Annotated in this window: 25 protein-coding genes; 13 read left to right on the top strand and 12 right to left on the bottom strand. The window is 73.2% G+C overall.

Features of this window, described 5'->3' with window-relative positions; genetic code table 11:
* Window positions 1–7 precede the first annotated feature (7 nt).
* Genes J2N69_RS15810 through J2N69_RS15795 form a run of 4 tightly spaced genes read left to right on the top strand, consistent with a single transcriptional unit; the run spans window position 8 to window position 4,442 of the window.
* Window positions 8–1,885 carry an acetyl/propionyl/methylcrotonyl-CoA carboxylase subunit alpha gene (locus J2N69_RS15810; RefSeq protein ID WP_230901346.1) on the top strand — a complete coding sequence of 626 codons (1,878 nt, stop codon included), beginning with the start codon at window positions 8–10 and terminating at the stop codon, window positions 1,883–1,885.
* Entirely contained in the window at window positions 1,882–3,072 is a 1,191-nt protein-coding gene (locus J2N69_RS15805; protein WP_230901345.1) for an acyl-CoA dehydrogenase family protein, read from the top strand. The genes J2N69_RS15810 and J2N69_RS15805 overlap by 4 nt, the downstream gene beginning before the upstream one ends.
* A 42-nt stretch (window positions 3,073–3,114) precedes the next feature.
* The gene (locus J2N69_RS15800; protein ID WP_230901344.1) at window positions 3,115–3,849 is read left to right on the top strand and encodes an enoyl-CoA hydratase family protein; all 735 of its coding nucleotides are present in this window, start codon (window positions 3,115–3,117) and stop codon (window positions 3,847–3,849) included.
* A complete protein-coding gene (locus tag J2N69_RS15795; protein ID WP_230901343.1) occupies window positions 3,837–4,442 on the top strand; it encodes a TetR/AcrR family transcriptional regulator in 606 nt (201 codons plus the stop codon). Before J2N69_RS15800 ends, J2N69_RS15795 begins: the two co-directional genes overlap by 13 nt.
* 12 nt (window positions 4,443–4,454) lie before the next feature.
* Here the strand turns inward: J2N69_RS15795 and J2N69_RS15790 are convergent, their stop codons facing one another.
* On the bottom strand, window positions 4,455–5,555 hold the full coding sequence (locus tag J2N69_RS15790) for a citrate synthase 2 (protein WP_230901342.1): 1,101 nt from the start codon (window positions 5,553–5,555) through the stop codon (window positions 4,455–4,457).
* Window positions 5,556–5,880: 325 nt separating this feature from the next.
* Here J2N69_RS15790 and pdxH point away from each other — a divergent pair, with 325 nt between their 5' ends.
* On the top strand, window positions 5,881–6,585 hold the full coding sequence (gene pdxH, locus J2N69_RS15785) for a pyridoxamine 5'-phosphate oxidase (protein WP_408056896.1): 705 nt from the start codon (window positions 5,881–5,883) through the stop codon (window positions 6,583–6,585).
* On the opposite strand, the gene J2N69_RS15780 is transcribed toward pdxH, so the two are convergent.
* Both J2N69_RS15780 and J2N69_RS15775 read right to left on the bottom strand, forming a co-directional pair.
* Window positions 6,575–7,438 (bottom strand): alpha/beta fold hydrolase, encoded by an 864-nt coding sequence (locus tag J2N69_RS15780; RefSeq protein WP_230901340.1) that lies wholly within the window; start codon window positions 7,436–7,438, stop codon window positions 6,575–6,577. The two genes, pdxH and J2N69_RS15780, sit on opposite strands and share 11 nt — an antisense overlap.
* Before the next feature lie 534 nt (window positions 7,439–7,972).
* Window positions 7,973–8,665: a metal-dependent transcriptional regulator gene (locus tag J2N69_RS15775; RefSeq protein ID WP_127908626.1), complete on the bottom strand. Its 693-nt coding sequence runs from the start codon at window positions 8,663–8,665 to the stop codon at window positions 7,973–7,975.
* A gap of 150 nt (window positions 8,666–8,815) precedes the next feature.
* On the opposite strand from J2N69_RS15775, the gene J2N69_RS15770 reads away from it, so the two are divergent.
* The 3 genes from J2N69_RS15770 to J2N69_RS15760 all read left to right on the top strand — a co-directional run bounded on the left by J2N69_RS15770 (window position 8,816) and on the right by J2N69_RS15760 (window position 11,506).
* Window positions 8,816–9,580: an SIS domain-containing protein gene (locus J2N69_RS15770; RefSeq protein WP_230901339.1), complete on the top strand. Its 765-nt coding sequence runs from the start codon at window positions 8,816–8,818 to the stop codon at window positions 9,578–9,580.
* Window positions 9,581–9,757: 177 nt separating this feature from the next.
* Entirely contained in the window at window positions 9,758–10,987 is a 1,230-nt protein-coding gene (locus J2N69_RS15765) for a helix-turn-helix domain-containing protein (protein WP_230901338.1), read from the top strand.
* 345 nt (window positions 10,988–11,332) lie between these two features.
* Window positions 11,333–11,506 (top strand): hypothetical protein, encoded by a 174-nt coding sequence (locus J2N69_RS15760; RefSeq protein WP_230901337.1) that lies wholly within the window; start codon window positions 11,333–11,335, stop codon window positions 11,504–11,506.
* 21 nt (window positions 11,507–11,527) lie between these two features.
* Here the strand turns inward: J2N69_RS15760 and J2N69_RS15755 are convergent, their stop codons facing one another.
* From J2N69_RS15755 to J2N69_RS15735, 5 genes are all read right to left on the bottom strand, one after another.
* Window positions 11,528–12,901, bottom strand: a complete 1,374-nt coding sequence (locus J2N69_RS15755) for a PAS domain-containing protein (protein ID WP_230901336.1) — start codon at window positions 12,899–12,901, stop codon at window positions 11,528–11,530.
* Window positions 12,902–13,323: 422 nt separating this feature from the next.
* Complete coding sequence (locus J2N69_RS15750; RefSeq protein WP_230901335.1) at window positions 13,324–13,896, bottom strand: dihydrofolate reductase family protein; 573 nt, start codon at window positions 13,894–13,896, stop codon at window positions 13,324–13,326.
* A 100-nt stretch (window positions 13,897–13,996) separates the two neighbouring features.
* Window positions 13,997–15,601 carry a transporter gene (locus J2N69_RS15745; protein ID WP_230901334.1) on the bottom strand — a complete coding sequence of 535 codons (1,605 nt, stop codon included), beginning with the start codon at window positions 15,599–15,601 and terminating at the stop codon, window positions 13,997–13,999.
* Entirely contained in the window at window positions 15,598–16,374 is a 777-nt protein-coding gene (locus tag J2N69_RS15740) for an ABC transporter ATP-binding protein (RefSeq protein WP_230901333.1), read from the bottom strand. Before J2N69_RS15740 ends, J2N69_RS15745 begins: the two co-directional genes overlap by 4 nt.
* Before the next feature lie 75 nt (window positions 16,375–16,449).
* The gene (locus tag J2N69_RS15735; protein WP_230901332.1) at window positions 16,450–17,109 is read right to left on the bottom strand and encodes a bifunctional DNA primase/polymerase; all 660 of its coding nucleotides are present in this window, start codon (window positions 17,107–17,109) and stop codon (window positions 16,450–16,452) included.
* A 393-nt stretch (window positions 17,110–17,502) separates the two neighbouring features.
* Here J2N69_RS15735 and J2N69_RS15730 point away from each other — a divergent pair, with 393 nt between their 5' ends.
* Window positions 17,503–18,891, top strand: coding sequence for a transcriptional regulator (locus J2N69_RS15730; RefSeq protein ID WP_230901331.1), 1,389 nt, complete (start codon window positions 17,503–17,505; stop codon window positions 18,889–18,891).
* Between the two features lie 150 nt (window positions 18,892–19,041).
* Window positions 19,042–20,703, top strand: a complete 1,662-nt coding sequence (locus J2N69_RS15725) for a hypothetical protein (RefSeq protein WP_230901330.1) — start codon at window positions 19,042–19,044, stop codon at window positions 20,701–20,703.
* Window positions 20,704–20,733: 30 nt separating this feature from the next.
* On the opposite strand, the gene J2N69_RS15720 is transcribed toward J2N69_RS15725, so the two are convergent.
* A complete protein-coding gene (locus tag J2N69_RS15720) occupies window positions 20,734–22,002 on the bottom strand; it encodes an ABC transporter substrate-binding protein (protein ID WP_230901329.1) in 1,269 nt (422 codons plus the stop codon).
* A 118-nt stretch (window positions 22,003–22,120) separates the two neighbouring features.
* Here J2N69_RS15720 and J2N69_RS15715 point away from each other — a divergent pair, with 118 nt between their 5' ends.
* Together J2N69_RS15715 and purU are read left to right on the top strand one after the other, a co-directional pair.
* Entirely contained in the window at window positions 22,121–22,621 is a 501-nt protein-coding gene (locus J2N69_RS15715) for an SCO4402 family protein (RefSeq protein ID WP_127908631.1), read from the top strand.
* Window positions 22,622–22,686: 65 nt separating this feature from the next.
* Complete coding sequence (gene purU, locus J2N69_RS15710; protein WP_205038656.1) at window positions 22,687–23,568, top strand: formyltetrahydrofolate deformylase; 882 nt, start codon at window positions 22,687–22,689, stop codon at window positions 23,566–23,568.
* A gap of 22 nt (window positions 23,569–23,590) precedes the next feature.
* Here the strand turns inward: purU and J2N69_RS15705 are convergent, their stop codons facing one another.
* Entirely contained in the window at window positions 23,591–24,931 is a 1,341-nt protein-coding gene (locus J2N69_RS15705; protein WP_230901328.1) for a zf-HC2 domain-containing protein, read from the bottom strand.
* On the bottom strand, window positions 24,928–25,509 hold the full coding sequence (locus J2N69_RS15700) for a sigma-70 family RNA polymerase sigma factor (RefSeq protein WP_230901327.1): 582 nt from the start codon (window positions 25,507–25,509) through the stop codon (window positions 24,928–24,930). The genes J2N69_RS15705 and J2N69_RS15700 overlap by 4 nt, the downstream gene beginning before the upstream one ends.
* Window positions 25,510–25,780: 271 nt before the next feature.
* Between J2N69_RS15700 and J2N69_RS15695 the strand changes: the two genes are divergently transcribed.
* Window positions 25,781–26,155, top strand: coding sequence for an STAS domain-containing protein (locus tag J2N69_RS15695; RefSeq protein ID WP_230901326.1), 375 nt, complete (start codon window positions 25,781–25,783; stop codon window positions 26,153–26,155).
* A 26-nt stretch (window positions 26,156–26,181) separates the two neighbouring features.
* On the opposite strand, the gene J2N69_RS15690 is transcribed toward J2N69_RS15695, so the two are convergent.
* Window positions 26,182–26,643 carry a hypothetical protein gene (locus tag J2N69_RS15690; RefSeq protein WP_230901325.1) on the bottom strand — a complete coding sequence of 154 codons (462 nt, stop codon included), beginning with the start codon at window positions 26,641–26,643 and terminating at the stop codon, window positions 26,182–26,184.
* Window positions 26,644–26,708 lie beyond the last annotated feature (65 nt).

Genomic DNA, 26,708 nt, shown 5'->3' with positions numbered 1-26,708 from the left:
CTTTCCCATGATCGCTTCCCTGTTGGTGGCCAACCGCGGCGAGATCGCCTGCCGCGTCTTCCGCACCTGCCGCGAGCTGGGCATCGCCACCGTCGCCGTGTACTCCGACGCCGACGCCGACGCCCTGCACGTGCGCGAGGCCGACACGGCGGTACGGCTGCCCGGCTCGGCGCCCGGTGAGACGTACCTGCGCGGCGACCTCGTCGTGAAGGCCGCCCAGGCCGCGGGCGCCGACGCGGTCCACCCCGGCTACGGCTTCCTCTCCGAGAACGCGGGCTTTGCGCGCACCGTCCAGGACGCGGGCCTGACCTGGATCGGCCCGCCGCCCGAGGCGATCGAGGCCATGGCGTCCAAGACCCGCGCCAAGGAGCTGATGGGCCTCGCACCGCTCGGCGAGGTCACCGAAGCCGACCTGCCGGTGCTGGTGAAGGCGGCCGCGGGCGGTGGCGGGCGCGGCATGCGTGTCGTACGCGAGCTGGCCGACCTCGCGGGGGAGCTGGCGGCGGCGCGCGCCGAGGCCGCGAGCGCCTTCGGGGACGGCGAGGTGTTCGTCGAGCCGTACATCGAGGGCGGCCGGCACGTCGAGGTGCAGCTCATGGCCGACGCGCACGGCACCGTGTGGACGCTCGGCACCCGCGACTGCACCCTCCAGCGCCGCCACCAGAAGGTCATCGAGGAGTCCCCGGCACCCGGCCTCGCCCCCGAACTGGTCGCGGAGCTGCACGCCCAGGCGGTGCGGGCCGCGCGCGTGACCGGGTACCGCGGCGCGGGCACCGTCGAGTTCCTGGTGGCCGGCGGCCGGGCGCACTTCCTGGAGATGAACACCCGCCTCCAGGTGGAACACCCCGTTACCGAAGCCGTGTTCGGCGTCGACCTGGTGGCGCTCCAGATCCGGGTCGCCGAGGGCCACGCCCTGGACGAGGAGCCGCCGCCCGCGCGCGGGCACGCCGTCGAGGCCCGCCTGTACGCGGAGGACCCGGCGGCCGGGTGGGCCCCGCAGACCGGCACCCTGCACCGCCTGGACGTGCCGGGGGTGCGCCTGGACACCGGCTACACCGACGGCGACTCGATCGGCGTCCACTACGACCCGATGCTCGCCAAGGCCGTCGCCCACGCGCCCACCCGCGCCGAGGCCGTGCGGAAGCTGGCGGGCGCCCTGGAGCGGGCCACCGTCCACGGCCCGGTCACCAACCGCGACCTGCTCGTACGCTCCCTGCGGCACCCGGAGTTCACCGGCGCCCGCATGGACACCGGCTTCTACGACCGGCACGCCACCGCGCTCGCCGCCGCCGCGCCCGACCCGCACGCCCCGCTCGCCGCCGCCCTCGCCGACGCCCGCGGCCGCTCCCGGTTCGGCGGCTGGCGCAACCTCCGCTCACAGCCCCACCGCAAGCGCTACCGCACCGAGGCCGACGGCGCCGAGCACGAGGTCCGCTACGACCACACCCGGGGCGGCCTGACCGCCGAGGGCGTACGGGTGCTCACCGTGACGCCGACAGCCGTCGAGCTGGAAGTGGCGGGGGTACGCCGGCAGTTCACCGTGACACGGTACGGAGAGCGGGTGCACGTCACCACCGCCCGCGGCGACACCGCCCTCACCGCGCTGCCCCTGCTCCCCGCGCCCACCGCCCGCCGCGCCCCCGGCTCCCTGCTGGCCCCCATGCCGGGCACCGTCGTCCGCGTCGCCGAGGGGCTCGCCGAGGGCGCGGCCGTCACCGCCGGGCAGCCCCTCGTCTGGCTGGAGGCCATGAAGATGGAGCACCGCGTCTGCGCTCCCGCCTCCGGCACGCTCACCGCACTGCACGCCGCCCCCGGCCGCCAGGTCGAGGTCGGCGCGCTGCTCGCCGTCGTCCAGGCCGCCGCCGAACCGGAGGAGTCCGTATGAGCACCGCACGCAACTCGGCCCGCAGCACCGTCCTCGAAACCGAGGAGCACCAGGCCCTGCGCGCCGCCGTCGCCGCCCTCGGCAAGCGCTACGGCCGCGACTACATGACCCGCGTCATGGCGGACGGCGGCCACCCCGACGAACTGTGGACGGACGCCGCCAAGCTCGGCTATCTCGGGGTGAACCTGCCCGAGGAGTACGGCGGCGGGGGCGGCGGCATCGCCGAACTCTCCATCGTCCTGGAGGAGCTGGGCGCGGCCGGCTCCCCGCTCCTGATGATGGTCGTCTCGCCCGCCATCTGCGGCACCGTCATCGCCCGCTTCGGCACCGAGGCACAGAAGCGGGCCTGGCTGCCGGGCCTCGCCGACGGCTCCCGCACCATGGCCTTCGGCATCACCGAGCCGGACGCGGGCTCCAACTCCCACCGCATCACCACCACGGCCCGCCGCGACCCCGGCTCCGGCGACTGGCTCCTGACCGGCCGCAAGGTGTTCATCTCCGGCGTCGACATCGCCGACGCCACCCTCATCGTCGGCCGGACGTCGGACGCCCGCACCGGCAGCCTCAAGCCGTGCCTGTTCATCGTCCCGCGCGACACCCCGGGCTTTGAACGGCGGCAGATCGCCATGGAACTCCAGGCGGCCGAGAAACAGTTCGAGCTGGTGCTCGACGACGTACGGCTGCCCCCCGACGCGCTCGTCGGAGACGAGGACGCGGGCCTCCTCCAGCTCTTCGCGGGCCTGAACCCCGAGCGGATCATGACGGCCGCCTTCGCGCTCGGCATGGCGCGGTACGCGCTGCGCCGCGCCACCGAGTACGCGAAGGAACGCACCGTCTGGAAGACGCCCATCGGCGCCCACCAGGCCATCGCCCACCCCCTCGCCCAGTCCCACATCGAGATCGAACTGGCCCGCCTGATGACGCAGAAGGCCGCCCGGCTCTACGACGAGGGCGAGGACACGGCCGCGGGCGAGGCCGCCAACATGGCGAAGCTGGCCGCCGCCGACGCCTGTGTGAAGGCCGTCGACCAGGCCGTGCACACCCTCGGCGGCAACGGCCTCACCAAGGAGTTCGGCCTCGCCTCGCTCATCGTCGCCTCCCGCGTGGCCCGCATCGCCCCCGTCAGCAGGGAGATGATCCTCAACTACGTCTCCCACCAGACGCTCGGCCTGCCCAAGTCGTACTGAGCCGTACCGAAGTCATGCCGAAGTCGTGCTGAGGAGCCCCTCATGAGCCTGGTCGTCTCCTCCCCGGAGCGCGGGATCGTCACCGTCACCCTGGACTTCCCCGAGCGCCGCAACGCGCTCTCGGCGGAGCTGGTGGCCGCCCTCGCCGAGGCCCTCCACGGCCTCGGCGCGGACCCCGGCGTCCGTGCGGTCGTCCTCACCCACACCGGGACGGCGTTCTGCGCCGGGGCCGACCTGCGCGAGCCACCGGACCCCCGGGACTTCGTACGGCTGCTGCGGCAGATCGTGGAGCTGCCGAAACCGGTGCTCGCCCGGGTGGACGGGCATGTGCGGGCGGGCGGACTCGGGCTGCTCGGCGCGTGCGACCTCGCGGTCGCCGGGCCTGGCGCCTCCTTCGCGCTCACGGAGGTCCGCGTCGGGGTCGCGCCCGCCGTCATCTCCCTGACGCTGCTGCCCCGCCTCGACCCGAGCGCCGCCGCCCGCTACCACCTCACCGGGGAGCGCTTCGACGGGGCCCAGGCGGCGCGGGCCGGCCTCGTCACGGCGTACGCCGACGACGTGGACGCCGGGCTCGCACCGATGCTCGACGGGCTGCGCAAGGCGGCGCCGGGCGCCCTGGCCGAGACGAAGCGGCTGCTCACGGCTAAGGTGCTCGACGCATTCGACGCACACTCGGACGCCTTGGTCGCCCTGTCCGCGCGGCTCTTCGGTTCCCCGGAGGCACAGCAGGGGACGGGGGCGTTCCTCGAACGACGGGAGCCCCCATGGGTGCTGTGACCACCGCCGACCGGGCGCCCAAGCAGGACCGCAGCCGCGCGACGCGGCGGAGGCTTTTGGAGGCCGCCGTGTCGTGCCTCGCCGAGCACGGCTGGGCGGGCTCGACGGTCTCCGTGGTCGCCGAGCGGGCCGGGGTGTCGCGGGGCGCCGCCCAGCACCACTTCCCGACCCGCGAGGACCTCTTCACGGCCGCCGTGGAGTACGTCGCCGAACAGCGCTCCACGGCCCTGCGCGCCCTGCCCGCCCAGGACCCGGCCTCGGTGGTCGCCGCCCTCGTCGGCCTCTACACCGGCCCGCTCTTCCGGGCGGCGCTCCACCTGTGGGTGGCTGCGTCGAACGAACCCCAGCTGGGCTCGCGCGTCACGGAACTCGAAGCCCGCGTCGGCCGCGAGACCCACCGCATAGCGGTGGAGCTGCTCGGCGCCGACGAGTCCCGCCCCGGCGTCCGCGAGACCATCCAGGGCCTCCTTGACATGGCCCGTGGCCTCGGCCTCGCGAACCTGCTGACCGACGACCGGGCCCGGCGGGAGCGGGTGGTCGCGCAGTGGACGGTGCTGGTCGACACAGCGCTGGGCGGCGCCCCGGGGCGATAGGTCCCGCGGGCGTCAGCGCGCGATGTCCCCGAAGCCCTCGATCTCCTCCGGGCGGCGCGAGCCCGGCCCGACATACCGCGCCGACGGGCGGACCAGCCGCCCCGTCCGCTTCTGCTCCAGGATGTGCGCCGACCACCCGGCCGTCCGCGCGCACGTGAACATCGACGTGAACATGTGCGCCGGGACCTCCGCGAAGTCCAGGACGATCGCCGCCCAGAACTCCACGTTGGTGGCGAGGACCCGGTCGGGACGGCGGGCGTGCAGCTCGTCCAGGGCCGCCTTCTCCAGCGCCTCGGCGACCTCGAAGCGCGGCGCCCCCAGCTCGCGGGCGGTGCGCCGCAGCACCCGCGCGCGCGGGTCCTCGGCCCGGTACACCCGGTGGCCGAAGCCCATCAGCCGCTCGCCCTTGTCCAGCGCCTGCTTCACGTACGCCACCGCGTCACCCGTGCGCTCGATCTCCTCGATCATGCCGAGGACCCGGGACGGCGCCCCGCCGTGCAGCGGCCCCGACATGGCGCCGACGGCACCCGACAGCGCCGCCGCCACGTCCGCGCCGGTGGAGGCGATGACGCGGGCGGTGAACGTGGAGGCGTTCATGCCGTGCTCGGCGGCCGACGTCCAGTACGCGTCGACGGCCTTCACGTGCTTGGGGTCCGGCTCGCCGCGCCAGCGCTTCATGAACCGCTCGACGACGGTCTCGGCCTTGTCGATCTCCCGCTGCGGCACCATCGGCAGGCCCTGGCCGCGCGCCGACTGGGCGACGTAGGACAGGGCCATGACGGCGGCGCGCGCCAGGTCCTCGCGGGCCTGCCGCTCGTCGATGTCCAGCAGGGGGCGCAGGCCCCACACGGGGGCGAGCATGGCGAGCGCGGACTGCACGTCGACGCGGATGTCCCCGGAGTGCACCGGGATCGGGAAGGGCTCGGCGGGCGGCAGGCCGGGGTTGAAGGCGCCGTCGACGAGCAGGCCCCACACGTTCCCGAACGAGACGTGGCCGACCAGGTCCTCGATGTCGACGCCGCGGTAACGAAGCGCGCCGCCTTCCTTGTCCGGTTCGGCGATCTCCGTCTCGAACGCGACGACTCCTTCAAGGCCGGGTACGAAGTCGGACATCAGGCGGCTCCTCGTGATGGGTTCGACAGGATGGTGGGTGAGAGATGGGGTCGCGATCAGCTCATGACCATGCGTCAAAAACGGGCGGTTACGATCCGGTTCCGCGGTCGAGTACGCCGGTATCCGGCGCGTTCGCCGACTCGCGGTCCGAAACGGTCATCCCGGTGATGCCCCGCGCGGCGGGTGGTCACCCCACCGACTGCGGCAGCAGGACGATATCCGTTGGTGCCACCTTTGGCGATGGAATGCGGCACTCAGTGCCAGACGTCACCTCCCCGCGGCACCGTACGCCCCTCCTCCGGAGGCCCGGTGAGCCGCGCGTCGTATACGGCAAGATGACCGTGTGACCGACTCCAGCGCCTCCCTTCCCGAACCGCTTCCCGAGCCGGCCGGCATGCGTGAGCAGTACGTCACCGAAGGGCTCGCGGAGGCCGGCCTGCCCGCCGGGCCCATGGAACAGTTCGCGCACTGGTTCAAGGAGGCGGTGCGCGACACGGACGCCCTCCCCGAGCCGAACGCCATGGTCGTCTCCACGGCCGACGCCGAGGGCCGGCCCAGCTCCCGCACGGTGCTCCTGAAGGGCTTCGACGAACGCGGCTTCGTCTTCTTCACCAACTACGAATCCCGCAAGGCCCGCGAGATCACCGTCAACCCGCACGTCTCGCTGCTCTTCCCCTGGCACCCCATGGCCCGCCAGGTCATCGTCTCCGGCACCGCGGCGCGCGTCGGGCGCGAGGAGACGGTCGCCTACTTCCGCACCCGGCCGCACGGCTCCCAGCTCGGCGCCTGGGCCAGCGCCCAGTCGTCCGCCCTCGCCTCCCGGGACGAACTGGACAGGGCGTACGCCGACTTGGCCGCCCGCTACCCCGAGGGCGAGCAGGTCCCCGTGCCGCCGAACTGGGGCGGCTTCCGGGTGACCCCCCGGGCGGTGGAGTTCTGGCAGGGCCGCAGGAACCGCCTGCACGACCGCCTGCGGTACGTGTGCGGCGAGGGCGACCCGGTGTGGCGGGTGGAGCGCCTCAGCCCGTGAGGACGCCGTCCAGGAACGGCTCGACGGCCGCGCGCCAGGCCTCCGGCTGGTCGTAGTGGACGAGGTGACCGGCGTCGGGCACCTCCGCGTACTGCCCGCGGGGCAGCACGCGGACCATCTCCTGGGACTCGGCCCGGCCCAGCTCGCCGTCGAGACCGCGGACCACGAGCGCGGGGCAGCGGACCTGCATCAGCTCCTCCCAGTGCGCGTCGTGCACCCACGTCTCGCGGGACCGCAGCATCTGGGCGGGGTCGAACACCGGCCGCCAGCCGTCCGGGCCCTCGGCCATCACCTCGGCGAAGAACGCGCCCCGCGAGGGGTTGGGGCGCTCCACCCAGGGGTCGTCCTCGCCGAACCACTTGCGCACGTCGGCGAGGGTCGCGAACGGCACGGGCCAGGAGGCGAACCACGCCTCCCACTCGCGCTGCGAGGCCGCGCCCAGCGCCGAGGCCCGCATGTCGCAGATGACCAGGCCCCGGACGAGGTCGGGGCGGCGGGCGGCCAGCTGCCAGGCGGTGAGCGCGCCCATGGAGTGGCCGATGAGGACGGCGGGCGCGAGGCCGAGCTGTTCCAGGGCGGCCTCGGCGTCGGCCACGTAGGCCTCGCGGGTGTAGGGGCCGTCGGGGAGCTTCTCGCTCTGGCCGTGGCCGCGCTGGTCGAGGGCGACCGCGCGGTGCCGCTCGGAGAGCCAGCGGGCCGTGCCCGCCCAGTGGGAGGCCCGGCCCATCAGGCCGTGCAGCAACAGCACCCCGCCCGGTGCGCCCTCCGCCTCCCTCTCCTTGGGAGGGTCGGCGAACTCCCAGGCGGCGAGGCGTACGCCCCCCGCGCCCGTCACGTCGATGCGCCGCACCATGATTCCTGGCACCCCCCTTGATTCCACTCGGGATTCACGCCTGGTCCTGCCTCACACCCCCGCACGCTATCGAACTCCCTTTCGAAAGCAGCCGGTTCGCGGATAACACCCCTCGTTCGGGTGACCACCCTCCAGGATTGACGGGCGTGGCCGAGGGGAGATCTTCATCGGGAGGCGGGCCGCTCGGGGACATGGGCCCGTGGGGGACGACCCTGAGAGCTCGGGGCTCCGGGTCGACGCAGGGGAGGACAGGCCCCGGCGCCTTCGGGCGCCGGGGCCCTCGCGTCCCAGCTCACCAGACGGGCGCATCCTCCCGCCCCCTCTCCGGCCGCACGGCCGGACCGTCGGCGGTGCGGCGCCGACACGGTCCAGAGCCTCAGGTCATATGCCTCTCGCGACAGCCTCGCACGCAAAGCGTTCCCGCGCTGCGATTCCGCACACTGAATCTTGGCCTCCGCGAGAACTCGCGGAGATCGCGGAGGCCCGCCAACTTTCCGTCATCCGGCGGAAGTTGCCGCACACCCCTCAGTGGCCTCAGCGCTTGGCGACGAAGACGTGCGAGGCGATCTCCGAGGACAGCTCCGCGGCCTCGCCGCTGCTGCCCACCAGCACGCCGCCCGGCGACTCCGTCACGCTCACCACGGAGCCCGGCTGCACGCCGGCCCGCCGCAGCGTGTACATCAGCTGGGCGTCCGTCTGGATCGGCTCGCCGATGCGGCGCACCACGACCGTCTTGCCGTCCGGGCCCGGGTCCAGCTCCGTGAGGGAGACCATGCCCTCGTCCAGGAACGGGTCCGCGCCGTCCTTCTCGCCCAGCTCCTCCAGGCCCGGGATCGGGTTGCCGTACGGAGACTCGGTGGGGTGGCGCAGCAGCTCCAGGACACGGCGCTCCACCGCCTCGCTCATCACGTGCTCCCAGCGGCACGCCTCGGCGTGGACCTGCTCCCATTCGAGCCCGATCACGTCGACGAGCAGGCACTCCGCCAGGCGGTGCTTGCGCATCACGCGGGTCGCCAGACGGCGGCCCTCCTCGGTCAGCTCCAGGTGACGGTCGCTGGCGACCGCCACCAGGCCGTCGCGCTCCATGCGCGCCACGGTCTGGCTCACCGTCGGTCCGCTCTGATCGAGCCGCTCGGCGATCCGGGCGCGCATGGGGACGACACCTTCCTCCTCCAGCTCGAGGATGGTGCGCAAATACATCTCAGTGGTGTCAATCAGCCCCGACATGGGTGCCCCTCAGAATTCGCTCGTGCGCTGGCCCTGCCCTCAATTCTGACGCATACCGCCGACAACCGTGCCGCGCCGCGGTGAAACCGGCCCCCGGCCGTCCGGAGACCCTGTTGACAGGGCACTGGGCCAGACCGCAACGTGATGCGAATGAGCTCCAAGAGCGAGAGCAAGCTGGCCGGTCAGTATTTCGACGCCGCGATCGGCCTGCTCCAGCGGGTCCGCGACGAGGAGTCCGGGAACATCGCCGAGGCGGGCGCCCTGCTGGCCGACGCGGCCGCGGCCGACGGCCGCCTCTTCGCCTTCGGCGCCGGGCACTCCTCGCTCGCCGCGCAGGACGTCGTCTACCGCGCGGGCGGCCTCGCCCTGATGAACCTCATGGCCGTCCCCGGCGTGGTCGGCGTCGACGTGATGCCCGCGACGCTCGGCTCCGCCCTGGAGCGCGTCGACGGCCTCGCGGGCGCCGTCCTCGACTCCTCGCCGGCCCGCCCCGGCGACGTCCTGGTGATCGTCTCGCTCTCCGGGCGGAACTCCCTGCCGGTGGAGATGGCGATGAACGCCCGCGCGCTGGGCCTCAAGGTCATCGGCTTCACCTCCGTGGCGTACGCGGCGGAGACCAGGTCGCGGCACGTCTCGGGCAGCTTCCTCAAGGACCACTGCGACGTCGTGGTCGACTCCAAGATCGCGGTGGGCGACGCGGAGCTGTCCCTCGACGGCGTCGACGCGCCCTTCGGCCCCGCCTCCAGCGTCGTCACGAACGCCCTGATGCAGGCCATGGTCGCCGCCGCCGTGGAGCAGCTGGCCGCACGGGGCGTGCAGCCCCCGCTGCTCCGGTCCGGGAACGTGGACGGGGGACACGACTGGAACGGACGGGTGTTCCAGGAGTACGGCGAGCGGATCTTCTACCGGCACTGAAGGCGCCCCCCCAGGACCTGTGGTCCGGGGCTCGAAGAGGTGCGCGACCGTGTCCGACGACACGCGCCCATGGGTCTGGGTACCGTTCTGAGTGACGCGCTTGAACGGATGGAGCTGTGCCGCCCCGACACATGCTCGAACGCCGCCGGCGGCCGCGGTCTGGTGGGGAGTGTGCTGATGTTGGAAGAAACCGAGGAGATCGGGCGCCGCGTGCGCCGGGCGCGGCTCCGGCTCGGCATGCCGCAGGCCGACCTGGCGGCAGCTCTGGGCAGGACGCAGGGCTGGGTGTCGAAGGTGGAGCGCGGCCTGATCGAGATCGACCGCGTAGGGCTCCTCAACCTGCTCGCGACCGAGCTGCACGTGCACCCCAACGATCTGATCGGACGGCCCTACACGAGCAGCCCGACTGAGAATCAGTGGCAGGTGGCCGCCGCGTCGATCCTGCGCGAGCTGCGGCGCTACGACCTGGCGCCGGTCTTCGACGGGAGGCCGCGCCCGTCCAGCGAGCTGTGGCGTGAGGTGACCCGGCTGCACCGGCTGCGGGACGCGGCCGCCAATGTCGCGATCCTCGGGGTGCTGCCGGATCTCCTCCGGGAGGCTCGTGCCCTGGCCGAGGTGTCGTCGGGCCACGACCGCGAGGAGGCGTACGCCGTGTACGCGGTGGCGTGCAAGTTCGCGCACACGGCGGCACACGCGCTCGGGCATCCTGAACTGATCGCCATGGCCGCCGAACGGGCCGCCTGGTCTGCCCGGCTGTCCGGCGACCCTCTGATGCCCGCGCTCACCGACTGGATGCGGGTCTGGGACATGTGGGCCACCGCCGACTGGGACGACTCCCTCGCGCTGTCGGACAAGGCCCTCGGCAGCATCCAGGAGGGCTACGACCAGGGAGAACCGCTTGCCCTGCGCATGTGGGGCTCGCTCCATCTCCGTGCCGCGGTCGCTGCCGCGCGGGCCAACCGGACGTCGGAGGCCGAGGACCGCATCGGACATGCCCGCGTCGCCGCCGAGCGGATGAGCGCCTACCAGGGACCACCGGTCCATGACCGGCACTCGGTGACGTTCTCGCCGGGCAATGTCCAGATCCACGCGATCAGCGTCGCCCTGGAGACCGGTGACCAGACCAAAGCCCTGGCGATAGACCGCCGCACAAGCCCGGTACTGATCGGCAGTCTCCCCAACTCGCGCCAGGGGCACCACCACATGGACCTGGCCCGCGCCTGGCTGTGGGACGGGAACAGGGGGCGCGCCCTGTCCGAGCTGGAGACCGCCGAACGACTCGCCCCCCAGCTCGTACGCCATCACCCCATCGCCCGTTCCACTCTGCGCAGCATCGTCCACGCCGAGCGGGCCGCGACGCGCGAAAAACTGCGACGGATGTCCGACCGCTTCCACCTGGACGGATGAGGGTCGGGCAAGGGGCGTACGAGGGTCGTATTCCTGCGATTCATATGGGGCCCCTGGCGCGCTCGTAGCCTCGAGCACATGACAGGACGCGAAGCCCCTCATCTCCCCTGCCAGGGCCCTGGGTTGGGAACGGCGGCCCCGTTCCATCCGCGACTCGGTGACCTTGTCCGCGACTCCGCGCGGGACGGCCGCATCGGGGTCGTGGTAGCCCTTCCCCGACCGGGAACGACGACCTACCACCTGCGCCCGCCCGGGGGCGGTGACGAATGGTCAGCGCCCGCCGACGGCTCAGCCCTGCGGCCGGTCCCGGCGCAGGTCACGCATGTCACCCCGATGAAACGGGACGTGATCTACGACTCTCGGGCCCGCCAGGGTGCCATGCCCGTCACGGTGCACTACGAGGACGGCGGTACCAGCGAGGCCGTACTCATCCTCACCCCGGCCCAACTGGAGCTGTACGCCTGGCAAGTCCAGCGGATCATCGGCCTCCGCGAGACGACGGGAGAGTGCCTCACGTGAGGGAGAGGTCCCGCCGAGCCATCACCCGCCCGGCGCCCCCGCGAGGTCCAGCGACGCCGCGACCCTGGGGGCGACGCTCTCCGCGTACGTCGCGTCCGCGCGGTCGAACTGGGCGCGGCCCGGGCCGCGCAGGAACGTCACCACGCCCAGGGTCCGGCCCCGGCTGCGCAGCACCGCGCAGAGCGCGTGCACCGTCTCCGGTGGCCACTGCCGGGCCGCGGCCCACGCCCGGGCCCGCTCCGGGGACGCCGCGCCCGCGCTCGCCCGCACCGAACCGCCCCGCTCCACGCACTGCGGCGCCGGATGCCCCTCCGGATAGCGCACCGGTATCCCCGCCATGGCCACCGGCAGGCACGGCCCCGGCGGCCCCGCGGGCGTCGCCGCGACCCGGACCAGGCGCACCGGGTCCTCACCGGCCACCAGGTCCACCAGGGCATGGTCGGCGAACCCGGCGAGCGCGAAGTCCAGCTGGACGGTGGCCGCCTCCATGGGGTCCTCGCACTCGGCGGCGGCCCGTGCCGCGCGGTGCAGCTGCTGGGAGCGGAACCGCAGCTGCGAGGCCTCCTGCTCGGTCAGCTTCGCCTCGGTCACGTCCTGGAAGAGCCAGCCGACGCCGAGCGGCACCGGCTCCTCGGCGAGCGGCGAGGCCAGCCGCAGGAAACCGCTGCGCCAGCACCGCCGCTCGAACCCGTCCTCCTGGCCGCCACCGGCCCGCACCGACACCCACAGCTCGGCGGGCGCGGGCGGCGCGCCCTCGGCGAGCACATGGGCCAACGCGCTCTCCAGCTCCTCGACGCCCTGCCCGAGCAGATCCGCGAGGGGCCGCCCGAGGACCGCCGTACGCCCGACGCCCAGGGCGCGGGCCGCGTGTTCGTTCACCACCGCGGGGCGCAGGTCCGCGTCGACGAGCACGACACCCCAGGAGGCGTTCTCGAAGAGCGCCTCGCTCAGGGCGATGGACCGCTCCAGGTCGATCTGCGCGTGGACCTCGCTGAAGGCGCAGTACACCCCCGCCGGCTTCCCGTCCCCGCCGAGCACGGCGGCGGACTGCATCCGCACCAGGACCCGCCCGCCGTCCTTGGTCACCAGGGCGAACTCGTGCACCTGCCGCCCCGGCGCGTCCATCGCGGACAGCAGCCGCCCCTCGATCTCCGCGGCGTCCGCGGCCCGCACCGCCCACCCGGCGAGCCCCCGGCGCCCGACGGCCTCCGCCGCCGACCAGCCGAGGACGCGCTCGGCCTCCCGGTTCCAATGGGTCACCACACCGTCGGCGTCGAACGCGCACAGCGCCGCGTCCATCCCGTCCAGCAACGCCGCGAGCAACTCCGCCCCGCCGGGCTCGGGCTCACCGGGACCCAGTTCGTCGGTAGTTCCGCTCCGCCGCGAAGCACTCACCTCGAACCCCCCCTACAGGCCGTGTCCTCAGATCATTCAACTTGAACGTGACCCACCCCACAGCAAGTTCCGGGAAAACGCCGGGAATTGGCGGGAGTCGCCGGGCGCGAAAAACCGGTTGTGCGGTGCCCGGAGCGGTTCCTAGGGTGGCGTGCACACGAGAAGGGAGGTGGTTCGGCAGATGTATGGAAACCGGACGCGTGAGGTGACTGCGGGCTAGCGGCCCGTCGTCGCAGTACGAATTCGGCGCCGGACCAGCACGTGTGATGTGCGTGCAGCCGGCCCTATTCCCAAGCAGTCACCCGACCCGCGAGCCGCCGGTACGTCCGGCCGGCTTCCTGTCGCCCCGGCCCGTCCGGCGCGGCGGGAACCACGGCTCGCGGGTCGCCTGCGTTCCCGCACGGCGCCTTGCGCCTCCCGCCTCAGTGGACGACGTCGAAGACGTTCTTCTGGACGCCGTTCGCGTACGCCTCGTGCTCGACCAGCCTCAGCTTCCGCGTGTCCTTGTCCGCGTCGCTGAACAGCCGCTTGCCCGCGCCCAGCAGCAGCGGGAAGACCAGCAGGTGGTAGCGGTCGATCAGGCCCGCGTCCGACAGGGCGCGGTTGAGGGTGGCGCTGCCGTGCACGATGACCGGGCCGCCCTCGGTCTTCTTCAGCGCGGCCACCTCGTCGAGCGAGCGCAGGATCGTCGTCTCGCCCCAGCCGTCGACCAGGTCGTCCTCGCCGAGCGTCGTGGAGACCACGTACTTGGGCATCGGCTTGTACGTGGCGAAGTCCTCCATGTCCGGCCAGACCGGGCTGAACGCCTCGTAGCTGACCCGGCCCAGCAGCATCGCGGTGGCCTCCTCCTGCTCCCGGCCCTTGATCTCGAAGGCCTCCGGGAGGAAGTCGATGTCCTTGAAGGTCCAGCCCGCGTTCCGGTAGCCCGGTTCGCCGCCGGGGGCCTCCACGACGCCGTCGAGCGAGACGAAGGCGGTGCTGATCAAGGTGCGCATGAAAGGTCTCCTGGTCGTCCGTCGGTTCGATGGCTCGTCGAATCGAACATCAACTGCTCACATGAGACCGGGCCGCCGCGCGAAAGTCATCGGCCGGCGGCTACCCCTTGCTGACCGCCGTGAGGATCTCCGGCAGGCGGCCCGCCACCCGCGGGGCCGCCAGGCGCAACCCGGCCTCGGCGATCATCCAGCCGTACGCCGTGCCCAGGGGGAGCACGAGCCACGTCCAGGAGGTCGCGTCGGAGGCGTGCAGCCAGATCGTGAGGGCCAGGACCGGGGCGCACAGCAGGGCCCCCGCGACCATGCCGCCGAAGATGGAGAGCCAGGCGAGGCCCGCCTGGCCGGGCGCCACGTTCTTGTGGCCCTCCTGCGGGATCGAGTACGGGAAGCGGGCCGAGGACCAGGCGCCCGTCGCCAGCATCGCGCCGAGCAGGGCGTACGAGAGGCCGAGGGCGTCGGGCAGGGCGGGCCAGGCGCCGAGCATCGCCGTGGTGAGGACGGTGACGAGGGTGGCGTAGGGGAGGGTGACCAGGAGTATGGCCAGGGCGCGGCCGCGCAGTTCCACGTAGGCGTCGCGGGTCGTCGAGATCGTCATGGCCACCATCCAGAACGCCGAGGTGTCCTGGCCGAACTGGTTGTACATGAGGATGCCGAGCATGCCCGCCGCGAAGCACGCGAAGTACACCGAGCCGGTGCCCTGGAGGGCGTTGAAGACCGGCACGATCAGGCCGATGGCCAGCGAGGTCACCCAGGCCGCCTTCGTCTTCGGGTCGCGCCACATGTACCGCAGGCTCCGCTCCATGACGGTGCCGGTGCGGCCCGCCGGGAGCAGGACGCCGAGGGCGCCGGAGGCGCGGGACGTGCCCTTGTCCGGTTCCGCCGCCGCCAGCGTCGAGCTGTCGGGGGTCGTCATCAGGCGGGTCAGGCTGCGCTGCCAGAACGCGAGGAGGGCCAGCAGGGCCGCCGCGCTCAGCGCGAGCTGGGCGGCCCCGGTCGCGTACGCGCCCTCGCTCACGGAGTCCACCGCGCCGAGCGCCGAGGCCGGCGGGACCCAGCGCACGACGGCCGCCGCCGGGTCGAGCGTGGACAGGCCGGACGAACCGAGTTTCTGCGCCCCGAAGTTGACGGCCTGCGCGCCGACCGCGATGACCAGGCCGCTGAGGACGGCGAGGTCACGGCCCTTGCGGCTGGTCAGCAGGCGGATGTTGGCGGCGGCGACCGCGCGGGCCAGGGCCACGCAGATCAGGAGGGTGAGCGCGGTGGCGAGGACGCCGGTGGCGGCGGCCGCCACGCCGTGGGCGAGTGCGATCGTCGCGCCGACGGCCAGGCAGAGCGTGAACAGCGGCCCGATGCCGACCAGCGACGCCACGAGCAGGGCCCGCACCAGCGGCCGGGGGCGCAGCGGCAGCATCACCAGGCGGGTGGGGTCGAGGGTCTCGTCGCCGCTCGGGAAGAACAGCGGCATGACGGCCCAGCCGAGGGCGAGGACTCCGGTGAGCAGGACGCAGACGGTGGCGGCGTGTTCGTTGCCGCGCAGCGCGATCAGGCCGAGGAGCTGGAGCGCGGCGAAGAGGAGGGTGACGGTGACGGAGGCGATGTAGGCGGCCCGGCGCTTGGCGGACTGCCGCAGGCCGTTGCGGAGCAGGGACAGCTTCAGGCGTACGAAGACCGGAGTGATCGCCGCGGCGGACGCGGATGTCGTCATCGGGCGCCGCCGCCCAGCCAGTCGAGATCGGAGGCCGCGTCGCGGCCCTGCGCGCCGACGAGTTCGAGGAACGCCCGCTGGAGGGAGGGCGCGTCGCCGCGCACCTCGGCGAGCGTGCCATGGGCGCGGATGCGGCCCGCGGCCATGACGGCCACCCAGTCGCACAGCGACTCGACGAGTTCCATGACGTGGGAGGAGAAGACGACGGTGGCGCCGGAGGCGGTGTAGCGCTCCAGGACGCCGCGGATCGTCTGGGCGGAGACCGGGTCGACGCCTTCGAACGGCTCGTCGAGGAAGAGCACCTCGGGGTTGTGCAGCAGGGCGGCCGCGAGGCCGATCTTCTTGCGCATGCCGGTGGAGTAGTCGACGACGAGCTTGTGCTGGGCGCCCGCGAGGCCGAGCACGTCCAGGAGCTGGGTGGCGCGTTTGTCGACCTCCGCGCCGGGCAGCCCCCGCAACCGCCCGGTGTAGGCGAGGAGTTCGCGCCCCGAGAGCCGCTCGAAGAGCCGCAGGCCCTCGGGGAGGACGCCGATCCGGGCCTTGACCTCGACGGGGTCGCGCCACACGTCGTGGCCGGCGATCTCGACGGTGCCCTGGTCCGGCCTGAGCAGGCCCGTGACCATGGAGAGGGTGGTGGTCTTCCCGGCGCCGTTCGGCCCGACGAGGCCGATGAACTTGCCCGCGGGCAGCGCCAGGTCGATCCCGGCCACCGCGATCTGCTCGCCGAACCGTTTCCAGAGCCCCTGGACCCGTACCGCCGCCGTTTCACTCACCGTGCCGCCCTTTCACCGCCATGGCCGTCCTCGCACGATACGTCGGCGGCGGCCACCGGGAGGGGGGTCGGGCGGTCAGCGGCGCGCTTCCCTCCCGCACGCGTACGCCAGCGGGGAGATGATCTCCTCCGCGTCCGGCAGCCAGCGGTTGGCGGCGGTGGGGCGGCAGGCCCACTGGACCGCGCCGAAGGCGCCGAAGCGGGTCGGGGGAGCGGCCACGTAGGAGCCCTCGCCGAGGGTGGTCAGGTCGATGGCGGCCGGGGGCCAGCCCAGTTTGCGCACGAGGTCGGGGACCTTCGCGGCGGCGCCGGGGAGCACGAAGAACTGCATGCGCCGGTCCGGGGTGCAGGTCACCGGGCCGAGGGTGAGTTCCATGCGCTCCATGCGGGCGAGCGCGAGGAACCCGGCGGTCTCGGGGACGTCGATCGCGTCGAACGTACGCCCCGTGGGCAGCAGGATCGACGCCTTGGGGTGCTTCTGCCACAGGCGGCGGGCCACGGTGGCGCTGCCGGTGGCCTGGGTCGCCCAGTCCTCGCGCGCGGGGTGTGCGCCGGGTGCGGCGCACGCCGGGTCGCCGCACGAGCAGTGCTCGGCTCCTTCGGCCGACTCGAGCCAGGTACCAGGGAAGATGTCCCAGTGACGCTCCTCCGCGTATCGCACGGCCGTGTCCAGCAAGGCTTCTCCGCGCTGCTTCGGGATGTGCGCGGCTGACGTGACTCCGATGGTCTCTTCCACGGAGTTCTCAACTCCCGCCGCCACCTCGGGTTACGGGCGCACGCGAGGGCGGGGGAGGAGCATCGATCCTGCGAGCGGGGCGCATGGGTGCACGGGCGGGGGCGCACGGGGGAAATGGCATCCATGTGCGGGTAGCCAGGTCAAGGGCAATCGGAGAACGCCTCGGAGGAGGCCCCGGGGGAAGCTCGTAGGAACAGCCGAGGAAGTCTCGAAGAAAGCCGGAGGAAGCCCCGGAGAAGTCTCGGAGCGGCAGGTCCGGCTTATCGTTCTTATGGCTTCTTTTGCCTCTTTCGTGGCGCATCTTCGATTTGCCCCCAGGGCATTGATCGTCGTGGGTCGGCCTCGACGGCCGCCTCGTTCCCGATGGTCAACGGTGCACACAGGGGGTACGCCATGGCCGCAAGGCCACTCGTCGCGCGGCAGCCCAACGAACGGCTGCAAGCGCTCATCCAGGAAGCCGGCTGCTCCAACGCCGGCCTCGCCCGCAGGGTCAACATGTGCGGCGCGGAGCACGGTCTCGATCTGCGCTACGACAAGACGTCGGTGGCCCGCTGGCTGCGCGGGCAGCAGCCGCGCGGCCGGGCACCCGGCATCATCGCGGAGGCGCTCGGCCGCAAGCTGGGCCGGACCGTCACCATCGACGAGATCGGCATGGCGAACGGCAAGAACCTCGCCTCGGGCGTGGGACTGCAGTTCTCGCCGACCGTCCTCGGCGCCATCGAGCAGGTCTGCGAGCTGTGGCGCAGCGACGTGGGCCGCCGCGACTTCCTCTCCGGCTCGACCGTGGCCGCCTCCGCGCTCGTGGAGCCCAGCCGCGACTGGCTGATCTCCGCGCCGGACCCGCAGGTCGGGCGGACCGCCGGGCCGCGCGTCGGCATGGCGGACGTGGCGGCCGTCAAGGCGATGACGGAGGCGCTGACCCGGCTCGACCACCAGTACGGCAGTGGCCATGTGCGGCCCGTCGTCGTGCACTACCTCAACTCCGTGGTCTCCGGGCTGCTCGCGGGCTCCTACCGCGAGGCGGTCGGCCGCGAACTGTTCGCCGCCGTCGCCCGGTTGACGGAGCTGGCCGGTTACATGGCCGTGGACACGGGCCAGCCGGGTCTCGCCCAGCGCTACTACATCCAGGCCCTGCGGCTCGCCCAGGCGGCCGGGGACCGCGGGTACGGCGGCTATGTGCTGGCGGCGTCGATGAGCCACCTCGCCGCCCAGCTCGGCAATCCGCGCGAGATCGCGCAGCTGGCGCGGGCCGCGCAGGAGGGCACCCGCGGGCGGGTCACGCCCCGGGCGGAGGCGATGTTCTACGCGGCCGAGGCGCGCGGCCACGCGCTGCTCGGCGACGCGCGGGCCACGCAGGCCGTGGCGGGCCGCGCGGTCGAGGCCATGGACCGGGCCGCGGCCGAGGGGGACTCCGGGGACGACCCGGTGTGGATCCAGCACTTCGACCACGCGTATCTGGCCGATGAAATGGCGCATTGTCACCGTGACCTGGGGCAGGCGGACGCGGCGGCGCGCAGCGCGCAGGAGTCCCTGGACGGGCACCCGCCGACGCGGGCCAGGCGCCGGGCGATCGGCCTGGTCCTGCTCGCCACGGCACAGGTGCAGCGCCGCGAGGTGGAACAGGCCTGCCATACGGGCATGCAGGCCGTCGAACTGCTGGGCACGCTCCGCTCGAACCGCGGCGCGGAGTACCTGGAGGACTTCCAGCAGCGTCTCGAGCCGTACCGGGAGGAGGCGGTGGTGCGGGAGTTCGGGGCGCGGGCCGACGTCCAGGCGGCGTGACGCGCGGGCTCCTATCAGCGTCAGGGCGGGAGGTTTTGTTACTTCCGGCACTGGGCAGGAGACATAACTTTGAGCTGCGTGGCAGAGGGCTGCGGCGACCCGGTAGCGTGAGCCGACGGTTCCGTAGGTCCCCCATACGTAGGAGTCCCGGTGACGCAGCACAGCGGTCAGGGCGCTGCTTCCTCCGATCCGCGGCAGCCCGCGGCCCGGCCCGCCCACGAGGGCGTCGTGCTGCCCGCGGACGGCAGCGAACCGCTGCTGCCCGGCACCGCGGGGCAGCACGCCACCCCCGCGGAGGGCAGCCCCTGGGACCGGCCCTGGGGGCCTGAGACGGCGGGCCCGCCGCAGACCGCCCCCGGCCGCCCGTGGGACGCCCCGCAGCCCCCGGCCATGCCCCTGCCCCCGGAGGACACGGACGCCTCGTACGGAGGACAGGGGTACGCCCAGCAGCCGGGCCAGGGTGCCTACGGCGTTCAGGGCGACGCTTCTTCGTACGGCGGTCAGGGCGGCGCCTCGTACGGCGGTCAGCAGGGGTACGGGACCCAGCAGCAGTACGGCGCCCAGCAGGGATACGGCGCCCAGCAAGGGCACGGTGGTCAGCAGGGCCACGGGGGGCAGCCGGAGCAGGGCGGGCAGCGGATGCCGTTGCCGCCTCTCGGGCAGGGCGGCGGCGCGCCGCTGCCTCCTGTCGCCGCGCCCGGCACGGGTTCCGACGCCGAGGCCACGCAGTACATGGCGCCCATACCCGGCATACCGGGCGGCGCCGACGAGGGGGCCACGCAGTACATACCGCAGGTGAGCCCCGGCGCGCTGCCGCCCGAGGCCCCCACATCCGACGCCACGCAGTTCCTCGGCCGCGCGCAGGCGCCCATGCCCGCCCCCGCGTCCGACAGTGAACCCACGCAGTACATCGCGCCCATCCCCGGCGGCGACGCCCCCGGCAGCGGCCCCGCCGGGCACGGCGCGCCGCCGCCCGAGCCGGCCAAGGCGCCCTACGGCATCCGCCCCGGAGCCCCCGGCGACCGGCAGCCGCCCGCCGAGTTCGACAGCCTCTTCCGCACCGAGCCGGAGGCCGAGGGCCCCGCCTCGACGCAGCAGATGCCCCGCTTCGAGGCCCCGGGTCCCGCCGCCGCCCCCGCCCCGGCCCCGGCGCGCGCGGGCGGCCACGGCGGACGCCGCACCCGTACCGGCTCGAAGGTGCCGCTCATCGCCGCCGTCGGCATCGGCATCGCCGTCCTCGGCGTCGGCGCGGGCGCGCTCCTGAGCGGTGGCGGCGGTGACGAGGACCCGGAGGCCGACGGCAAGCCGGTCTCCGCCTCGGCCCCCGCCGACGAGCGCCCCTCGCCGACCGCCGACCCGGTCAAGGGCCAGGCGGTCGCCCTGGACAAGCTGCTGGCCGACAGCAACAACAGCCGTGACATGGTCATCGCCGCCGTACGCAATGTCGGCAAGTGCCAGAACCTCGGCCAGTCCGCGAAGGACCTGCGCGCGGCGGCCAAGCAGCGCAACGGCCTGGTCACCCGCCTCGCCGCGCTGAAGGTCGACAAGCTCCCCGCCAACGACCACCTCACCGCCTCCCTCAACAAGGCGTGGAAGGCGTCCGCGGCCGCCGACAACCACTACGCCGCGTGGGCGGACCAGGTGGCGGGCAGGAAGGGCTGCAAGAAGGGCCACGCCCGCGTCACCCCGCAGACCGCCGCGGGCAACCGGCAGTCCAACGCGGCGACCACCGCCAAGGAGCAGGCCGCCGGTGCCTGGAACCCCATCGCCCGCAAGTACGGCCTGACCACGCGCGACAAGACCCAGCTGTGACGTGACGGCGTGGGCCGCGCCGGTGCGCGGCTACGCCGACTCCAGCGTCGCCTCCACGTCCACGAAGCCCTTGCGCGCCGGGACGAGCCGCCCGTCGCGCACCACCTGGAACGTGACGCCGGAGTTGATCAGGCGCGGGTACTCGCTGGCCGCGATCAGGTCCTCGAAGCGCCAGCTCAGCGGCGGCGTGAGGCCGCCCGTCCCGACCCGCAGACCGCCGTCCAGGGCGCGGCGCAGCGCGTGGGCGGTGACCTTGCCGCCGTTCAGCGACTCGACGGCCCGCTTCAGGACGGTGTACGCGATCCACGTCGTCTGCACGCCCGCGTCGGCCGGGTCGACCCGGTTGTCGCCGAACGCCTGCTCGCGGATGACCTCGCGCATCTGGGACCAGCGCGGATCGCCCGACGCGGGATACCAGCCGGTGACGTACGCCCCTTCGTAGGGGCCGCTCGCGCCGCCGGTGCGGTCGACGAGCGACTGGTCGACGCTGCCGAGCACGGAGGAGATCCGTACCGGCGGATAGTCGGCCCTGGTGCGGCGGAACGAGTCGTAGAAGGTGTCGGTACGGGCCCCGAGCGCGGCCGTCACGCAGCCGTCCTTCGCGCCCGCGTGCTTGAGGGCCTGCTCGGCCTGCGGGGTGAGGTCGGTGCCGTCCTCGGGGGCCCGTATGTCCGCGACGGGCTTGTGGTGGCCGTCGCGCAGCCCGGAGTTGAGCAGCTTGGGCAGCTCGTCGCCGGCGAGCGTGTCGGGGCGTACGAGGGAGACGCGGTCGCAGCGGGCGGCGAGCTGGCGGCCGTTGCCCGCGAGGAGGGCGGGTTCGCCGCCGTTGACGGGGTAGGACAGGGGGCTGCTGAACTCGTCGTCGGTGACGCCGTAGCCGCCGATGTAGGGGATGCCCGCGACCTCCAGCGGCCCGAGGAAGGACCGGCCGTGCTGGCTGTACGCGCCGACGACCGCCGCCACGTCCTGGTCGACCGCCTTGCGCGCGCAGTCGGCGGCGCCCGCCGAATCGTTGTGGTCGTTGCAGGTCAGGACCTTCAGCTCGCGGCCGTCGATGCCGCCGTGCGCGTTGACCCAGCGCGCATAGGCCTGCGCCATCGCGGGGACGCCGGGCTTGTTGGTGGCCTTGGTCTTCTCGGGCGCCCAGGTCATGACGGTGATGGGGTCGTCCTTGCCGCTGTCGGCGGTGCCGGGGATGACCCCGCAGCCGGCGGTCAGGGACGTGCACACCGCCGCTGCCAGGGCGAGAGCCGCGGTTCGGGAGGGGCGGGAGGGGGTGGGGCGTCGCCGGCCGGTCATGTCCCCGCACGATTCCTGGGACGGGCCAACCGTGGAGTGACGCGTTCTCAACGGACCGTGACATGAAGGTGAACGGGCGGGGGCCGGTTCGCGTGCATGAAGTGGGAACGTACGATCGATGACCGTGCAAGGTTCGGAGAACACTTCCCGTCGCGGCCGTCGCTCCAGCACCATGGGGGGCATGCCGACCAACGACATGCCGTGGTGGCGCTGGCGCAGCAACGTGCGCTCGGCGCTGCACATGCTCTCCGACCCCACGTTCCAGCGGGAGTGCTGGCTCGCGGGGCGCGAGGAGTACGGGGACGTGACCGACGCCGTCTACCGGCTCGTCGAGGACACCTGGCTCGACAACTGGTCCGCCGAGAAGTACGTCGGCACGATCTTCCGGGACTCGCAGGAGGCGGCCCTCGTCGACACGGCCGTGCTGCGGGTCCTGCGGATCATGCACGAGGTCGGCCCCGACGCGCAGGTCTCCGTCTACCTGGAGCACCCGGGCTGGCCCGACGCCGTGCGGGCGGCGCGGGACGCGCACGTGCGCCTCTCGGCCGGGGACGGCGAGGACCCCGACGTCCCGCCGCGCACGCTGGAAGTCCTGCGGATCATGACCAGGGCGGCCTGAGACGGACGTTCCGTCCTGCGGGACGCCGGTCCGCGGCGGCCGTCGCATATGGGAACCTTGGGCGCATGAACGAGCAGTCCGTCGCCCCCGCCGCCCCCGCTGAGCAGTACGTCCTCACCCTCTCCTGCCCCGACAAGCAGGGCATCGTGCACGCCGTGTCGAGTTACCTCTTCATGACCGGCTGCAACATCGAGGACAGCCAGCAGTTCGGTGACCACGACACCGGGCTGTTCTTCATGCGCGTCCACTTCTCCGCCGAGGCGCCGGTGACCGTCGACAAGCTGCGGGCGAGCTTCGCGGCGATCGGCGACTCCTTCCACATGGACTGGCAGATCCACCGCGCCGACGAGAAGATGCGGGTCGTCCTGCTGGTGTCGAAGTTCGGGCACTGCCTGAACGACCTGCTGTTCCGCTCGCGGATCGGCGCGCTGCCGGTGGAGATCGCCGCCGTCGTCTCCAACCACACCGACTTCGCCGAGCTGGTCGCCTCGTACGACATCCCCTTCCACCACATCCCGGTGACGCGCGAGAACAAGCCGCAGGCCGAGGCGCGGCTCCTGGAGATCGTGCGGGCGGAGGAGGTCGAGCTGGTCGTCCTCGCCCGGTACATGCAGGTCCTCTCGGACGACCTGTGCAAGGAGCTGAGCGGGCGGATCATCAACATCCACCACTCGTTCCTGCCGAGCTTCAAGGGCGCGAAGCCGTACCACCAGGCGCACGCGCGCGGTGTGAAGCTGATCGGGGCCACCGCGCACTATGTGACGGCCGACCTCGACGAGGGGCCGATCATCGAGCAGGAGGTCGAGCGCGTCGGCCACGGCGTGACGCCGGACCAGCTGGTCGCGATCGGGCGTGACGTGGAGTGCCAGGCGCTGGCGCGGGCCGTGAAGTGGCATGCGGAGCGGCGGATTCTGCTGAACGGGCGGCGGACGGTCGTCTTCGCCTAGCCGTCGGGTCGGGCCGCGGGCCTCACAGCCGGCTCAGTGACGCCGCCGCGAACAGGACGTCGCGGATCGCCTCGCGGTCGCCGCCCTGGCCCGCGGCGGCCTCCACCGGCGAGACGTGGCCCGCGGCCAGGCGGCAGAACTCGACACCGTCCAGCGCCACATGGGCCACCTCCCGCTCGGCCGACGCGTCGGCTCCCGGCGAGTCCAGCGCGATGAACCACTCACCGCCGCCGAGACCCTCGATCTCCAGGCGCAGGCTGCGGCCCGGCGCGCCCGCCGCCACCAGGTCGCGGGGCGGCGCGGCCAGCCCGGAGCGGCGGCGGCCGGCCAGCGTGCCCGGGAGCATCCGGGCGGCGAGGTCGATCATGCGGTGGAGGTGCCGGGGCGAGGGCGGTTCGTAGGGGTAGTCGACGGCCTCGGCGATGTCGTCCGCGTGAATCCAGCACTCGAAGGCGCGGTCCACCATGGCGTCCCGCAGCGGCAGTTCGATCTTCTGCCCCGCCCCTTCGCCGGGCGGCGCGGGCACCGTCCCGTACGGCACGGGGAGCCGGCCCGAGCCGTCGCCCGCGAAGGAGACCGTGCGGACGACCTCGTGCGTCTGGTCCCGCCAGGGGCCGCGCACCGCGCGGGTGGGCGGCAGGCGCGACGCCTGCCAGTACGCCTCGGTGCGGTGGGCCGGGAGCCGCGGGTCCCCGGCGCCCGGGCCCAGCGGGTCGTCGAGGCCGAGGGCGAGCCCGACCAGGCCGTCGACGGCGAGGAGATGGGCGATGACGCCGGCCACGGTGGTCTTCCTGTTCACCTGACCGTCCCCCTCGAACCAGCGCAGCCGCACCGGGGCGTGCCACTCGGAGTCGCCGATGTCCCGCAGCAGGGCGTCGAGGCGCGCGGTCTCCGCGTCGTAGGGCACGGCCCACTCGGGCACCGGGATGCGCGGAGGACGGCGGCCGAGACAGCTCTCCAGGACCCGGGAACGCAGCCCGGGGTCGAGGTCGAGGCTCTCCTCCGGATGCAGCAGCCCGACGGCGTCCCGCAGCCGCAACGCCTCCTCCGCGCAGGGCCCGCACTCACCGAGATGCTCCTCGACGGCGGCGGCCTCCTCCCCGGAACACGCGGCAAGCGCCCAGGCCCCGAGCAGCGACTTCAGGACGCGGTGTTCCAGGAGGAGGGGCGGGGCGTGCTCCGGGGAAGGCGCTGACCGCTCCGAGGGAAGCTGCGCCTTCCGTTCCCCCGGTGCGTCCGGCAGTGGATGCCCGGGGTCCTCCATGGAGGAGCGCGGCAGCGGTATGCGCGGGCTGTCGTGGCGGTCGGTGGTGCCGGGGGTGTCCGGGTCCTCGGGCGGGTCCGGGCGGTCGGTGGCGGTCACCGCGCGCTCCCGTGATCGCGCGAGGTGCCGGAGGCCGGGCTCGCGTCGTTGGCCGTCGACAGGAGCTGGAGGCCGAGGCGGAGCCTGCGCCGGGCCTCGTCCTCCGTGACGCCGAGGTCGGCCGCCGTCTGGCGGTAGTCGCGCCGCTGGAAGTACGCCAGCTCCAGGGCGGCCCGCAGCGGGGCGGGCATCGCCGTGACGATGTAGTCGGCACGGGCCGCCACGGAGGCGCGGCGGACCTTGCGCTCCAGGTCCTCCGTGGTGCCGCCGCCACCCCGGGCGAGGGCGGCGGCCTCGGTCTGGCGGAGCCTGCGCACGGCCCGCTGGTGGGTGCGCGTGGCGAGCCAGGAGCGCAACGGGCCCTGCCGCGGGTCGTACGCCTCGGGGTTCTCCCAGATGTGGCCGAAGACCTCGCGGGTGATGCGGTCGGCGCCGCTCTCGTCCCCGAGGACACGGTGGGCGAGGCCGTGCACGAGGGAGGCGAAGCGGTCGTACAGCTCGGCCAGGGCGGCGGCCTCCCCATGCGCAAGGCGCTGCTGCATCCGGCGGTCCCAGCGCCGCGGCGCGTCCTTCGGCATGCGGCCCCCTCGTGCGCTTGCCCCTGCTCCGACTGCTGCCGTCACCGCACCGGTCCGCCCGGTCGGCCCCCTCCGACGGTACTGCCTGCCTCGAATGTAGTCGCGGCCACTGACAGTTCACTGCTGTTTGCGGCAAAGCGCACCGCTGACCCGGCACCGGATGATATTGACGGTGGGCCCCTGGTGTTTCATGGGAGAAGCGGTGGGGCAGCCGAAGCAGAACGAAACGTAAGGACTGCTTCCGGATCAGGGCGAGCGAGAGGCGTGGCGCGTGACGCTCAAGGTGGCGGTGGGCCAGGAGGCCGGCTGGGCCGTGCTGCGCGTGTCCGGCGAGATGGACCTGCTGACCTCGCCCGTGCTGCGCCAGCGCGTGCACGACGCCGTGGCGGACGGCCGCCGCAGCGTCGTCCTGGACCTCTCCGACGTGCTGTTCTGCGACTCCAGCGGCGTCGGTGTGCTGATCGCCACGCGCCGCCTGATCCGCTCCTGCCAGGGCCGGCTGCGGCTGATCCTGCCCGCGCAGGGCGCCGTCGACGGCAGCCATGTCAACCGCGTCCTCGCGGCGCTCGGCGTGCGCCGGCTCTTCGAGGTCTTCCCGGACGTGGGGGCGGCCCTCGACGAGGAGGCGACGCCGCTCTCGGCCTGAGGGGGACGGCGCTCGCCGACCCCCTGTCAGACGTGCCGCTTGGCCGCCGCCACAAAGGCGTTGATCGCGTCACGGGAGACCCGGCGCCGCTCCGCGAGGCCGTCGCGGTCGTCGGCCCTGTGCACGTCGGAGACGTGGTCGAGGGTCTCCCAGGCCTGCCGCACCAGGGCGTCGTCGCTGGTCAGCAACTGCACCCTGAACAGCGCCTGCTGGGCCTCGGAGCGCATCTCGTACGAACGGAAGCGCGACTCCTCGCTGTCCTCGGCGCGGTTCTCCTCCCTGCTGAACCAGCGGTCGACCAGCACCCGCCGGTAGTTGACCAGCGCGCCCGCGTACGCGCTGTAGGCGTCGATCCGCTCCTGCCGCAACTTCTCGTTCCGGGTGAACTCCTCCGTCCGTTCGAGCGCCCTGCGCTGGAAGGAGTGGGTGACTCCCGCGCCCAGCAGGGTTCCCAACACCGCTATGACACTCGCCGCGACCGCTTCCACGGATGACAGTGCAGCACATCACCACTCCGAGTGCCCTTCGACGACGTACGCTCGCTGGCGGGGTA

Source organism: Streptomyces huasconensis (genome assembly GCF_021028635.1).
Taxonomy (GTDB): Bacteria; Actinomycetota; Actinomycetes; order Streptomycetales; family Streptomycetaceae; genus Streptomyces; species Streptomyces huasconensis.
The sequence above is the reverse complement of the archived record's forward strand: the minus strand, read 5'-3'. Positions and strand labels throughout refer to the sequence as shown.

What these genes read in the sequence shown, in the direction of transcription:
- J2N69_RS15810 (WP_230901346.1), top strand. Translation starts at nt 8, where the DNA reads ATGATCGCTTCCCTGTTGGTGGCCAACCGCGGCGAGATCGCCTGCCGC.
- J2N69_RS15805 (WP_230901345.1), top strand. Translation starts at nt 1,882, where the DNA reads ATGAGCACCGCACGCAACTCGGCCCGCAGCACCGTCCTCGAAACCGAG.
- J2N69_RS15800 (WP_230901344.1), top strand. Translation starts at nt 3,115, where the DNA reads ATGAGCCTGGTCGTCTCCTCCCCGGAGCGCGGGATCGTCACCGTCACC.
- J2N69_RS15795 (WP_230901343.1), top strand. Translation starts at nt 3,837, where the DNA reads ATGGGTGCTGTGACCACCGCCGACCGGGCGCCCAAGCAGGACCGCAGC.
- J2N69_RS15790 (WP_230901342.1), bottom strand. Translation starts at nt 5,555, where the DNA reads ATGTCCGACTTCGTACCCGGCCTTGAAGGAGTCGTCGCGTTCGAGACG.
- J2N69_RS15780 (WP_230901340.1), bottom strand. Translation starts at nt 7,438, where the DNA reads ATGGTGCGGCGCATCGACGTGACGGGCGCGGGGGGCGTACGCCTCGCC.
- J2N69_RS15775 (WP_127908626.1), bottom strand. Translation starts at nt 8,665, where the DNA reads ATGTCGGGGCTGATTGACACCACTGAGATGTATTTGCGCACCATCCTC.
- J2N69_RS15770 (WP_230901339.1), top strand. Translation starts at nt 8,816, where the DNA reads ATGAGCTCCAAGAGCGAGAGCAAGCTGGCCGGTCAGTATTTCGACGCC.
- J2N69_RS15765 (WP_230901338.1), top strand. Translation starts at nt 9,758, where the DNA reads ATGTTGGAAGAAACCGAGGAGATCGGGCGCCGCGTGCGCCGGGCGCGG.
- J2N69_RS15750 (WP_230901335.1), bottom strand. Translation starts at nt 13,896, where the DNA reads ATGCGCACCTTGATCAGCACCGCCTTCGTCTCGCTCGACGGCGTCGTG.
- J2N69_RS15745 (WP_230901334.1), bottom strand. Translation starts at nt 15,601, where the DNA reads ATGACGACATCCGCGTCCGCCGCGGCGATCACTCCGGTCTTCGTACGC.
- J2N69_RS15730 (WP_230901331.1), top strand. Translation starts at nt 17,503, where the DNA reads ATGGCCGCAAGGCCACTCGTCGCGCGGCAGCCCAACGAACGGCTGCAA.
- J2N69_RS15720 (WP_230901329.1), bottom strand. Translation starts at nt 22,002, where the DNA reads ATGACCGGCCGGCGACGCCCCACCCCCTCCCGCCCCTCCCGAACCGCG.
- J2N69_RS15715 (WP_127908631.1), top strand. Translation starts at nt 22,121, where the DNA reads ATGACCGTGCAAGGTTCGGAGAACACTTCCCGTCGCGGCCGTCGCTCC.
- purU (WP_205038656.1), top strand. Translation starts at nt 22,687, where the DNA reads ATGAACGAGCAGTCCGTCGCCCCCGCCGCCCCCGCTGAGCAGTACGTC.
- J2N69_RS15700 (WP_230901327.1), bottom strand. Translation starts at nt 25,509, where the DNA reads ATGCCGAAGGACGCGCCGCGGCGCTGGGACCGCCGGATGCAGCAGCGC.